Here is an 11,722-nt window from a genome sequence, read left to right on the forward strand (position 1 = left end):
GCTGGACCAGCTGGCGGGGCTCGTCGTCGTCTTCGACTTCTTCCCAGGAGTCCTCGTCCAGGTCGCCGGCGCCCAGCAGGCCGAGCAACCCTTGGCCGAGCGCGGAGCGGGACCTGGACAGCCGCCCGCGCAGCCGCTCCAGCCGGCCCGTGGTGGGCTCGATCTCCTCGATCTCCGGCTTGGCCGGCGCCGGTTCCGGTTCGGGCGGGGCCGGGGCCTCCGGTTCGGGCGGGGCTTCGACCCGCTGCTGCGGCACCCCGGTGTCCGCGGTGGTGGGTTCCGCCGGGGCAGCGGTGCTGCTCCCGGTGCCTTCCCCGGTGGTGTCCGCAGCGGTTCCGGTCTCCGCTGCGGTGTCCTCGGTGGTCCGGGTGTCCGCGGTGGTGTCGTCAGCGGTCTTGGTCTCCGCCGCGGTGTCCTCGGTGACCGGGGTTTCCGGCTCGACTTCCGCGGGTGGCGCGGTGTCCTGCGGCGGTTCCTCGACGGTGGTGGTCCCCGCGCTGTCCGGCAGGGAGACGTCGACGATGTCGCGCCGCTCGCTGTCCCGGGGCACCGAAGCGTCGTCCCCGACCCCGGGTTGTCCTTCCACCTCCGTGCGCTCACCGGCTGGGTGTTGCGGAGGGGCAGCCGTGGCCGTTCCGCCACTCGCCAGGCTTATTCCGCCGTTCGTGCGGTAACCACCGCCCTTAACGGCGTCCTTCCGCGTCTTCTCGTCCTCGGTTAGGCTGATCCGCCGCCGGCGGTTCAGGACGACGCCGACTGCCACGGCGGCCACTAGCACCACCACGGCGGCGACGATGATCACAATCAGGGTTGAGGTGGTCACGGCCTACATCCTCCCACCTGGGAGTTCTGATTCCGGAACCCGACCCGCCCCCAGTCAGCGCGGATGACCGCCGTCAATTGTTGTCATTTCCCAACGGGTTGAGATCATTTTCAGCAATTCACCAACAAACTTCTGTTCACGCTTGCATTTCACGGTCGCGTGCAATACACCACAAGGGTGCGCACCTGGCGAGTACTGGGCGTGCTGTCCGGCACGTCAGCCGACGGCGTCGACGCGGCCGTCGCGGAGCTCACCCTGGACGGGGAAACCGTCGTGCTGCGCCCGCTCGGCCACACCACCCACCCCTACCCCCGAGCCCTGCGCGACGAACTGCTGGCCGCCCTGCCCCCGGCGACGTGCAGCGCGGAGACGCTCTGCCGCCTGGACACCGGGGTGGGCCGGGCGTTCGCCGACGCCGCCCGCCGCGCCGGTGAACTCAGCGACGAACCGATCGACTTCATCGCCTCCCTCGGCCAAACCGCCTTCCACTGGGTCGAGGACGGGCGAGCCCGCGGAACGCTGCAGATCGGCCAACCCGCCTGGATCGCCGAAGCGACCGGCCTGCCGGTCGTCTCCGACCTGCGCGCCCGGGACGTCGCCGCCGGCGGCCACGGCGCCCCGCTGGCCGGCGTGCTCGACTCCCTCTGGCTGGCCGGCGAACCCGGCGTGAACATCGCCCTGAACATCGGCGGCGTCGCCAACATCACCGTGGTCGGCGGCCCGCAGCCGCTGGCCTACGACACCGGCCCCGGCAACGCGCTGATCGACTTGGCGGCCGGGCGAGCGACCGGCACCCCGCAGGACACCGACGGCGCCCTGGCCGCCGCCGGCACCGCGCACCCCGAGCTCCTGGACCTGCTGCTGTCCGACCCCTACTACCGGCAGCCACCCCCGAAATCCACCGGGCGGGAGCACTTCACGGCCGAATACCTCGACCAGCGGGTGGAGAAGATCGGCGGCATCTCGGACGCCGACCTGCTGGCGACCCTCACCGAGCTGACCGCCGTCACCATCGCCGACGCCTGCAACCAGCACCGCCCGGGACGGGTCATCGCCTCCGGCGGAGGAGTGCACAACCCCGTCCTGCTGGCCGCCCTCCGACGCCACCTGCGGGCACCGCTGCGCACCAGCGACGAACTGGGGCTGCCGACCGACGGCAAAGAGGCCTACCTGACCGCACTGCTCGGATTCCTCACCTGGAACGGCCTGGCGGGCAACACCCCCGGCACCACCGGAGCCAGCGGCCCCCGGTTGCTCGGCAGCATCACGCCGGGCCGCGGACCACTGCGCCTGCCGGACCCCGCCGCCCGACAACCGCGACGGCTGCGGGTGCTCCCCGCGAACTAGGAGGTCATATGCGGTCACTCGACCTGGTCGTGATCGGGTTGTACCTGGTGGCGATGCCAGCGCTGGGAATGCTGCTCAGCGGGCGCCAGCGAACCTCGAAGGACTACTTCGTCGGCAGCCGGCAACTGCCGTGGTGGGCGGTGTGCTTCTCGGTCGTCGCCACCGAAACCTCGACGCTGACGGTGATCAGCGTGCCGACGGTGGCCTACCTCGGCACCTTCACCTACCTGCAGCTGGCGATCGGCTACCTCATCGGGCGCCTCGTGGTGGCCTTCGTGCTGCTGCCGAAGTACTACGCGGGGAACCTGGTCAGCGCCTACGAATTCCTCGGCCAGCGGTTCGGCTCCGGCCTGCAGGGCACCGCCTCGGTCACCTTCCTGCTGACCCGCCTGCTGGCCGACGGGCTCCGGCTGTTCGCCACCGCCATCCCGGTCAAGGTCATCCTGGACTCCTTCAACATCCACCTGGCCTACTGGCAGATCATCGCCATCCTGGCCGCGTTTACGGTGGTCTACACCTACTTCGGCGGCATCCGGGCCGTGGTGTGGGTGGACGCCATCCAGATGGTGGTCTACGTGGGCGGCGCCATCGCGGCCGGCGCGATCCTGGCCACCCGGCTGCCCGGGGACTGGCTGGCCACCACCGCCGCGGAGGGCAAGTTCGAGCTGCTGGACTTCACCTCGTCGCCGGTGACCAACCAGTACGCGTTCATCACCGCGGTGGTGGGCGGCGCGGTGTTCGCGATGGCCTCCCACGGCGCCGACCAGCTCATGGTGCAGCGGCTGCTGGCGTGCCGCGACCTGCGGGACAGCCAGAAGGCGCTGATCGCCAGCGGGTTCGTGGTCATGCTGCAGTTCGCGCTGTTCCTGTTCATCGGCAGCATGCTGTGGTCGTTCTTCCGCGGAGCCGACCCCCAGCAGCTCGGCCTGAGCAGCGACGACGAGCTGTTCCCGTACTTCATCGTCAACGAGCTGCCGACGGGGCTGTCCGGTCTGCTCATCGCCGGGATCCTGGCCGCGGCCATGAGCACCCTGTCCTCCTCGTTGAACTCGCTGTCCACCTCCACGGTCAGCGACCTGTACCAGCGCCTCCGCCGAACCCCGGGCAGCGACAGCCAGGTGCTGAGCCTGGCCAAGGTCTGGACCCTGGTGTGGGCGGTCGTGTTCGTCGGCTTCGCCTCGATGTTCACCAGCACCGACAACCCGGTGGTCGAGGTGGGCCTGAGCATCGCCAGCTACACCTACGGCGCCCTGCTCGGCGCCTTCCTGCTCGGCCTGCTCGTCCGGCGGGCACGGCAATCGGACGCGGTGGTCGCGTTCCTCGTGACCCTGGGCGGAGTGCTCTACCTGGCCCTCGGCATCACCTTCCCGGACGGCGAAGGCGGGCAAGCCGCCCTGGCGTTCCCCTGGTACACCCCGGTCGGGGTGCTGATCACGCTGGTCGTCGGGGGGTTGCTGTCGCTGCGGCGCCCTAAGGAAGGGCTCGGTGAGGCGACCGAGCCCGCCAAAGCCGCCACCGAGTGATCCGCGGGCGCGGGCGGGCGGCTCCCACCGGGCCTGCTCGCCCGTGCCGGAGCGGCCGCCCGTGCGGTCAGCTCTCGGCCGCGGAATCCTCCGAGCCGCTCGCGACCCCGGCCGCCCGCTTCTGCGACCCGTCCCGCAGCCGCTGCGAGATCACCTGCGTGATGCCGTCGCCGCGCATGGTCACGCCGTAGAGCGCGTCGGCGATCTCCATGGTCGGCTTCTGGTGGGTGATGATGATCAGCTGGGACGTCTCCCGGAGCTCCTCGAGGAGGGTGATCAGCCGGCGCAGGTTCGTGTCGTCCAGCGCCGCCTCCACCTCGTCCAGCACGTAGAACGGGGACGGGCGAGCCCGGAAGATCGCCACCAGCAGGGCGACCGCGGTCAGCGACTTCTCCCCACCGGACAGCAGCGAGAGCCGCTTGACCTTCTTGCCCGGTGGACGGGCCTCCACCTCGACCCCGGTGGTGAGCATGTCGTCGGGGTCGGTGAGGGTCAGCCGCCCCGACCCGCCGGGGAACAGGACCTTGAAGACCTTCTCGAACTCGGCGGCCACGTCGTGGTAGGCGGAGGTGAAGACCTCCAGGATCTTCTCGTCCACCTCCTTGACGACGCTGAGCAGGTCGCGCCGGGTGGCCTTGAGGTCCTCCAGCTGGGTGGACAGGAACTTGTAGCGCTCCTCCAGCGCGGCGAACTCCTCCAGCGCCAGCGGGTTGACCTTGCCCAGCAGCGCCAGGTCCTTCTCCGCCCGCTTGGCCCGGCGCTCCTGCGTCGCCCGGTCGTAGGGCACCGGCGGCGGCTCGCTCACCTGCTCACCGCGTTCTCGGGCGGCCTCGTACTCGGCCATCTCGGCCGGGCTCGGCGGCACCGGCACGTCCGGACCGTACTCGGCGACCAGGTCGTCCAGGCCGATGCCGTACTCCTCGACGATCTTGGTCTCCAGCTGCTCGATCCGCAGCCGCTGCTCGGCCCGGACCACCTCGTCGCGGTGCACCGCATCGGTGAGCTTCTCCAGCTCCCCGGTCAACTCCCGCACCTTGGTGCGCACCCCGGCCAGCGCCTGCTCGTGCTCGGCCTGCAGCGCCTGCGCCCGGTCCCGCTCCTCGCTGGCGGCGCGCAGCGACTCCGCGACCCGCTGCAGGGCGGTTTCGCACCCCTCGATGACCGCCCGGGTGATGCGCGCCGCCCGCTCCCGCGCCTTGCGGACGGCCTCGGCCCGCGCCCGGGCTTCCCGCTCCTGCCGGGCAGCTCGCCGCAACTGGTCGGCCCGCCCCTGCACGGCCCGGGCCCGTTCCTCGGCGGTGCGCAACCGCAACCGGGCGTCCATCTCCTGCTGGCGGACCACGGTGAGCTCGCTGCTGAGCCGGTCCCGTTCCGCGGTGTCCGGCTCCGGGGCCTCCTCCTGCTCGGTCTTGACCCGGGCCAGCCGCTCTTCCAGCTCGGTCAGCTTGCTCAGCGCCTGCTGCCGGTTCTCCTCGGCCTTCGCCCGCTGCTGGGAGAGCCGGTCCACCTCGGCCGCGGCGGCGCGAGCGGCCCGCTGCAAGCTGGACAGCCGTTCACTGCTGCGCGCCCGGCGCACCTTGGCCTCGTTGATCTGCTCCTGCACGGCCCGCACTTCCTGGCGGCGGGCCTCCTCCTCGGCCCGGGCCCCTTCCAGGGCGGCCGAGTGCTGCTCCAACTGCCGCTGGACCGCGGCGAGCTCCCGTTCGGCTTCGTCGACCGCGGCCTGCACCTCGATGCGGCTCTGCTGGTCGTCCACCCCGCCGCTGGCCCAGTGCTGGCCGAGCAGTTCCCCGGACTTGGTCACGGCGCGGACCTCCGGGTGCTGCTGGACCAACTGCTGCGCTTCGGACAGCGTCTCCACGACCGCGACCCGGTCCAGGATGCGGGTCACCGCGGACCGCAGTTCCTCCGGCACCGACACCAGGTCGACCGCCCATCGGGCCGACCCGGGCAGCTGCGGCCAGTCCTCCCGGCCGCCGCCCGGACCGTCCCCGACCACGATGCCGGCCCGACCGGTCTTCTCCGCCTTCAACAGCTCCAGGGCCTGCACCGCGTCGGCGAGACCGCGCACCGCCACGGCGTCCGCGGCCGACCCGAGCGCCGCGGCCAGCGCGGTCTCCGCCCCCGGCGCCACGGTCAACAGCCCGGCAACCGCCCCCAGCAGCCCGTCGACCTGCTCCGATTCCAGCAGCGTCGCGGCGCCGTCCTTGCGCTGCAGCCCCATGGACAGCGCGTCGATCCGGGCCTTCCAGGAAGCGATCTCCCGCTCCGCGGCCCGCTCGGCGGCCACCAGTTCCGACACCCGCTCGCGGGCGGCCTCCCGGGCCTGCTTGGCCGACTCGTAGCGCTGCTGCAGGCTGGCGTCGTCCTCGTCCTGCCCACCACTCTCCTCCTCCGCGTCGGCGCAGGCCTGCTCGGCCGCCGCGGCCCGCTCGGCGGCCTCCTCCAGCGCGGTGGTGAGCCGTTCGATCTCCTCGGCGGTGTCGTTGACCCGGCTGCGCATCGACTCCACCTGGCTGGACAGCCGGGCCACGCCTTCCCGTCGGTCGGCGATCGCCCGCACCGCGGCCAGGTGCGCCTGCTCGGCCTCGTGGAGCGCGGTTTCCAGCTCGCCGCGCTGGTGCACCACCTCGTCGAGCGCTTCGCGAGCCTGCTCCATCTGCTCGCGCAGCTCGATCTCCTGCTCGGCCGCCTCCTCGGCTTCGGCCTCCAGCAGCTCCGGATCCTTGCCTAAGCGCTGCTCCTCGTCCTGCGTGGTGAGGTGGCGGTGCCGCTCCGCGGCCAGCCGCAAGGTCCCGTTCAGCCGTTCTTCCAGCGCCGACAGCCGGTACCAGGTGTCCTGGGCGCGGTTCAGCCGTGGCGCGTCCGCGGCCACCTGCTCCTCCAGGGCCCGCTCCTCGGCTTGGGCCGCCTGCAGGGCCCGTTCGACCTCGGCCCGCTTGACCCGGGCGGCTTCCTGGTCGGCTTCGTCCCGGGCCAGCTCGGCCCGCGCGGTCACCAGGTCGTCGGCGAGCAGCCGCAGCCGGGCGTCCCGCAGGTCCGCCTGCACGATCTGGGCCTTGCGCGCGATCTCGGCCTGCTTGCCCAGGGGCTTGAGCTGGCGCCGCAGCTCCGCGGTCAGGTCGGTCAACCGGGTCAGGTTGGCCTGCATCGCGTCCAGCTTGCGCAGCGCCTTCTCCTTGCGCTTGCGGTGCTTGAGCACCCCGGCGGCTTCCTCGATCAGCCGCCGGTGCTCCTCGGGCTTGGCCTGCAGGATGTTGGCCAGCTGCCCCTGCCCGACGATGACGTGCATCTCCCGGCCGATGCCGGAGTCGGACAGCAGCTCCTGGATGTCCAGCAGTCGGCAGGAGTTGCCGTTGATCTCGTACTCGCTGGCGCCGTCCCGGAACATCCGGCGGGTGATCGAGACCTCGGTGTACTCGATCGGCAGCGCACCGTCGGAGTTGTCGATGGTCAGCGTCACCTCGGCCCGGCCGAGCGGAGCGCGACCCGCGGTGCCGGCGAAGATGACGTCCTCCATCTTGCCGCCGCGCAAGGCCTTGGCGCCCTGCTCGCCCATCACCCAGGTCAGCGCGTCGAGCACGTTGGACTTCCCGGACCCGTTCGGCCCGACCACACAGGTGATCCCGGGTTCGAAGCGCAACGTGGTAGCCGAGGCGAAGGACTTGAAGCCCTTCAGGGTGAGGCTCTTCAAGTGCACGGCTTCGATCGACCTTCCCGTCCGGTTCCGTGCGGCTTCTCCGGCCGTTCCGGCCAAGCCTACCTGCGGCGTTCCCGGCCGGGTCGCAGAACCGCCGAGACGCCCGGGCCGCTCACCGCGCCGGTCGCGGTCCGCTTCCTCAGCGTTCGACGAACCCGGTCAGCCCGCCCTTGGGGGACGACCACTGCTCGGCGACGAAGTCGACCCGGCCCGGCGTGTCCCCGGAACGCAGCGCGGCCAACAACTTCTCGCACGCCTGCCGAGGGCCTTCCGCGACCACTTCCACGCGGCCGTCGGCCAGATTGGTGGCGCTGCCGACCAGCCCGAGCTCCAGCGCCCGGGCCCGGGTCCACCAGCGGAACCCCACCCCCTGCACGTGCCCGCGCACCCAAGCCGTCAGACGTGTCTGCTCAGTGTCCGTCACGCCAGTCCATGATGCCGCAAACCGGTCGGCAGCACGGGCACTACCCGGCCCGTGCACCGGGCGGCTACGGTTACCCCTGGTACCGGAGTGGTACTGGCGCACCGCGGCGTGTGCAGCGCGGTGCGGGCGCGTTCGAGGACCGATCGACGAGTGGGAGCCGATGGAGCAGTTGGAGGACCCCGACGCCAGACCGAGGCGGTTCGTCGTGCTCGCTGCCTCCGGGATGGCGATCGCGACCGTTTTCGCCACGACCGCCGCGGTAGTGGGCGGCACCGGCCAGCAGCCGGACGCCGCTCCGGACTTCACCCTGAAGCCGACCAGCACCTACCGGTCGACGACCACGACCACCACGTCCTCGGAATCGGAGCTGCCCCCGCCCCCACCGGTCACCAGCGAGCCCACCAGCTCGTCGAGCACCGCCACCACCACGACCGGCGAGGAGACCACCACGACCACGGACAGCGAAGAACCCGCGCCGTCGCCAACGCTCCCGCCCGACCCGACGACCACCACGCAGCCGCCCACCACGACCACCACGCAGCCGCCCACCACGACCACGACCACACCACCCACGTCGGACCCGACGACCACCGAACCCCCGACGGAGCCGACCACGCCGACCGAGATCCCCACGCCCTCGCCCACCGCGAGCCCTGGAGGCGGTGATGGGTGAGCTGGCTGCGCACGCCTGCCGGTCGCTGTGCTCGTGGCACACGACGCGCAAGGAACTCGGCGGGCTCCCGGTGCTCGCCTGCCGCGGTTGCGGCTCGCAGTGGGTCCGCAGCGAGCCGTGGACACCGATCGACCACACCGGACGGATCCCGGACGCGGTGCGGGACGAGCTGAAGAAGCGCTAGGCCACCGGATCGCCGTCGACGACCAGGTCCGCGCGGGCCCGGGTGGCCGCGATCAGCCGGGCGTTGCGCTCATCGCTGCGGTACACCCATTCCCTCGCCTGCTCGGGTGTTTTGCCGTACTTGATGTGCCGGCGGATGAGCCGCTGCACCCGCTCCTCGTCGTCTGGCGCCAAGAACCACACCTCGTCCAGCAATTCCCGCAGCTGCGACCAGGGCGGGGTGTCCAGCAGCAGGTAGTTGCCCTCGGTGATGACCAGTTCGACCTCCGGCCCCACCGGGATCGAACCGGCGTAGGACTCCTCCACTTCGCGGTGGAACTCGGGGGCGTAGACAGTTTCCCCGCCCGCGTCGCGGATCCGGCGCAGCAAAGCGACGCAACCGGCGGCGTCGAAGGTTTCCGGGGCGCCCTTGCGGTCTTGCAGCCCGAGCCGCCGCAGCTCCCGGTTCGCCAGGTGGAAACCGTCCATCGGCACGACGACCGCGCGGGGAGCCAGCGCGTCCCGGATCCGCCTGGCCACCAGTCCTTTCCCGGCACCGGGCGGGCCGGTGATACCGAGGATCCGCCGCCCGGATTCGGCGAGCTGGCGGGCCCGGGCTATCAGCTCGCGGTACTCGGTCACATCCGCCGCCTTCCTCCGCTGCCCGGGTCCTGCTCGGGCGCAGGCAGACGATACCGGCGCAGCTGCTCCCGCGGCGGCCGAATCCGACGACCGCGGGAGCGGCGGGGTCAGTCCTCCCAGACCTCGGCCATCAGCTCCCGCACGTACTCGGCGATCCGCTGGTTGTCGGCCGGGGCGATCGTGCTCCACCGGCGACCGTCGCCGCTGGGCCGCACCACGTGCAGGTACCGCCCGGCGGGCGTGTCGTGGAAGGCGACCACCCGGTCAGCGCGTTCGGCTCCGGCATCGCGCCGGGGACGGCTTTCCACCCCGAACTGGCCGCGCATTCCCATCCCGTCGGCCATCACGGCCAGGTCGGTGGCGTCCCCTGCGGACACGCCCAGGGCCCGCAGCTCGTCGCACAGCCCCTGCGGGTTCCACTGCCCGGCGCGTTCTCCAGCGCGCCGCAGCACGTCGTTGGGAACGCTCACCGAACGCCCCGGGCCGGCCGGCAGCTCACCGGCCACCGACACCGCCGCCTCCACCAGCGCGGTGCCCCGGATCGGGGTGAGCTCCACGATGTCCCCGTCCACGATCACCAGCACCCCGGCCCGGCCGTTCCCGGCGGCCAGGGCCCGGATCTGGCGATCGGCCCAGATCCGCACGTCGACGCTGCGCTGCGGACGGTCCAGCAGCACCAACAGGTCGCCGAGGTCTTCGTCCACCTGGTCGCGGTGCGGCTGCGCGAGCCGGCGGGACCGCAACGACGCCCAGGTCTGCGCGACGATCTCGGCGCGCTCGGTGTAGGTGGCGCCGGGACTCGGCACGTCCAGGACGACGTGCCGGTGGTCGGTGAGCCGCTCGGCTTCGCACAGCACATCGAATTCCGTTGTGGACAGCACGATCGGGTCTGCTTCAGCACCGGGGCGCACGTCAGTCCTGTTTCCTCAGCTCAGTTTCGTCGTCGTCCGGCTGGGCCGGGACATCATCACCGAGAACGGGCGGCGCGACGAGCCGCTCGTCGTCGAACGGGGTTTCTTCGATGACGTAGTCGTTCTGGTGCTCCGCGTCCGGGTCGGCTTTCCGGTCGCGGGTGGCCGCCGGTCCCATCAACGACCCGGCGGCCGGACGGCTGCCGGGGGTGTTGCCCGCGGGACGCCCAGCGGTCGTGTCGCCCGGGCCACCACCGACTCCGGACGAGCCGCCTCGCCCGGGGGAGCTTCCTCCCCCGGAGGCACCAGCACGCCCGCCGGCGCCAGTTCCGCCTGCCTTGCCGGCGCCGCCGAGGAGCTTGCTGGCCGCGGCCGCACCGGAACCGGCCAGGGCCGCACCACCAACCCCGGCACCCACCGCACTCGCGGTGCTGAGCCGGTAACCGCCGTCTTCCTTCAGGCGCGGATTCGCCGCGCCGGCCAGGTCGGGTTGCCTCGGCATCTCCGCGGCGCCGCTGCGCCCACCACCGGCCGTGCTGCCCGCACTGCCGGGCGTGCCGTACCCGCCGCCGGGAGCTGCGTGCCCACCGGGAACCGCTTCCCCGCCCGGGGTTCCCGGGGTGGAGAACGAGCTGCCGGCCATCCCGCCACCGACCGACGGCGCCGACGGCGCTTGAGCCGCGACCGTGGCGGCCGGCATCTCCGGCAGCGGCTGGAAGCGCTGCGCGTTGCTCACCGTGCTGTCGCGGTAGCCGGCCAGGGCCGCTTGGGCCGCTTGGCGCTGGGCCTGGATCTGCTTGGCCTCTTTGTCGTAGTCGCTTTCGTAGCCGAACGCCCCGCCGGCCCACTCGAAGAAGTTCTCCGACTGCTTGTGCTGCAGTTCATCGGTGTTGGGCAGGGTGTTGCGGGCGGACTCGAAGCTGCTGCCCTGATCGTCCACGCTGGCGGCCGACGTCTTCAGCGCTTCGGGGGCCTCGGCTAGCACGACGCTGCGCTGCCTCCCCGCCTCGTGCGCCAGTGCGCCCGCGTTGCCCTGCCAGTCGATGCCGAGCTTGCCGAGCTCGTTCCGCAACCGCTCGTCCAGGTCGACGACGACCTGCACGCACTTGTCCAGAGCGGCCACGGCGTTGTGCATCGACTCCGAGCCGCGCCCCTGCTTGATCTTCCCGATCCACTCCTGCAGCTGCGGGATGTCCATCCCCTCGAAACGCAGATCGCGGATCCGGTCGATGTCCGTCATCTGCCGCACCCCTCACCCTTGCGCCTGCAAGGTCGCCACCACGGCCTGCGCCGACTGCTTCGCCATCGAGCACATCTGCTCATTGGTCATGCCCTCGGAGCCGTTCATGTTGCCCAGGAACACATCGAGGGTTTCCCCTTCAGCGACATCCACGAGCACGTGGCAACCAAGTCCCTCCAAGCCCGCGCCGGGCTGCATCTGCTCCGCGGGAAAACCGGAGATGTCGTAGGAAGCAGCCGTCTCCGGGAACGGCTCACCGAGCTCGTCCTTGAAGTCG

The 11,722-nt window shown here is 71.7% G+C and carries 10 protein-coding genes and 1 pseudogene; 3 read left to right on the top strand and 8 right to left on the bottom strand.

All coding sequences use genetic code 11. The annotated features are described in order from the left end of the window. A pseudogene (locus tag SREC43747_RS21745) lies at positions 1-823 on the bottom strand (signal recognition particle-docking protein FtsY); the annotation flags it as partial. A 177-nt stretch (positions 824-1,000) separates the two neighbouring features. On the opposite strand from SREC43747_RS21745, the gene SREC43747_RS0118060 reads away from it, so the two are divergent. Both SREC43747_RS0118060 and SREC43747_RS0118065 read left to right on the top strand, forming a co-directional pair. Continuing rightward, positions 1,001-2,170, top strand: coding sequence for an anhydro-N-acetylmuramic acid kinase (locus SREC43747_RS0118060; protein ID WP_029722772.1), 1,170 nt, complete (start codon positions 1,001-1,003; stop codon positions 2,168-2,170). Between the two features lie 8 nt (positions 2,171-2,178). Then, the gene (locus SREC43747_RS0118065) at positions 2,179-3,693 is read left to right on the top strand and encodes a sodium:solute symporter (protein ID WP_029722774.1); all 1,515 of its coding nucleotides are present in this window, start codon (positions 2,179-2,181) and stop codon (positions 3,691-3,693) included. 67 nt (positions 3,694-3,760) lie between these two features. Here the strand turns inward: SREC43747_RS0118065 and smc are convergent, their stop codons facing one another. The 3 genes from smc to SREC43747_RS21560 form a co-directional block, all read right to left on the bottom strand. Then, positions 3,761-7,393 (bottom strand): chromosome segregation protein SMC, encoded by a 3,633-nt coding sequence (gene smc / locus SREC43747_RS0118070; RefSeq protein WP_051388141.1) that lies wholly within the window; start codon positions 7,391-7,393, stop codon positions 3,761-3,763. A 139-nt stretch (positions 7,394-7,532) separates the two neighbouring features. After that, on the bottom strand, positions 7,533-7,817 hold the full coding sequence (locus SREC43747_RS0118075; protein ID WP_029722777.1) for an acylphosphatase: 285 nt from the start codon (positions 7,815-7,817) through the stop codon (positions 7,533-7,535). A gap of 324 nt (positions 7,818-8,141) precedes the next feature. After that, positions 8,142-8,450 (bottom strand): hypothetical protein, encoded by a 309-nt coding sequence (locus SREC43747_RS21560; RefSeq protein WP_029722780.1) that lies wholly within the window; start codon positions 8,448-8,450, stop codon positions 8,142-8,144. Positions 8,451-8,482: 32 nt separating this feature from the next. On the opposite strand from SREC43747_RS21560, the gene SREC43747_RS0118085 reads away from it, so the two are divergent. Next, the gene (locus tag SREC43747_RS0118085) at positions 8,483-8,674 is read left to right on the top strand and encodes a hypothetical protein (RefSeq protein ID WP_029722783.1); all 192 of its coding nucleotides are present in this window, start codon (positions 8,483-8,485) and stop codon (positions 8,672-8,674) included. Here SREC43747_RS0118085 and SREC43747_RS0118090 read toward each other — a convergent pair. From SREC43747_RS0118090 to SREC43747_RS21415, 4 genes are all read right to left on the bottom strand, one after another. Beyond that, complete coding sequence (locus SREC43747_RS0118090; protein WP_029722785.1) at positions 8,671-9,294, bottom strand: nucleoside/nucleotide kinase family protein; 624 nt, start codon at positions 9,292-9,294, stop codon at positions 8,671-8,673. The genes SREC43747_RS0118085 and SREC43747_RS0118090 overlap by 4 nt on opposite strands. A gap of 107 nt (positions 9,295-9,401) precedes the next feature. Then, a complete protein-coding gene (locus tag SREC43747_RS0118095) occupies positions 9,402-10,205 on the bottom strand; it encodes an ESX secretion-associated protein EspG (RefSeq protein ID WP_029722786.1) in 804 nt (267 codons plus the stop codon). A gap of 1 nt (position 10,206) precedes the next feature. Beyond that, positions 10,207-11,445 carry a hypothetical protein gene (locus SREC43747_RS0118100; RefSeq protein WP_029722787.1) on the bottom strand — a complete coding sequence of 413 codons (1,239 nt, stop codon included), beginning with the start codon at positions 11,443-11,445 and terminating at the stop codon, positions 10,207-10,209. Positions 11,446-11,457: 12 nt separating this feature from the next. Further along, positions 11,458-11,722, bottom strand: a 265-nt coding sequence (locus tag SREC43747_RS21415) for a DUF3558 domain-containing protein (RefSeq protein ID WP_029722788.1), incomplete at its 5' end; no start/stop codon positions are given.

Source organism: Saccharopolyspora rectivirgula DSM 43747 (genome assembly GCF_000497205.1).
Classification (GTDB): Bacteria; Actinomycetota; Actinomycetes; order Mycobacteriales; family Pseudonocardiaceae; genus Saccharopolyspora; species Saccharopolyspora rectivirgula.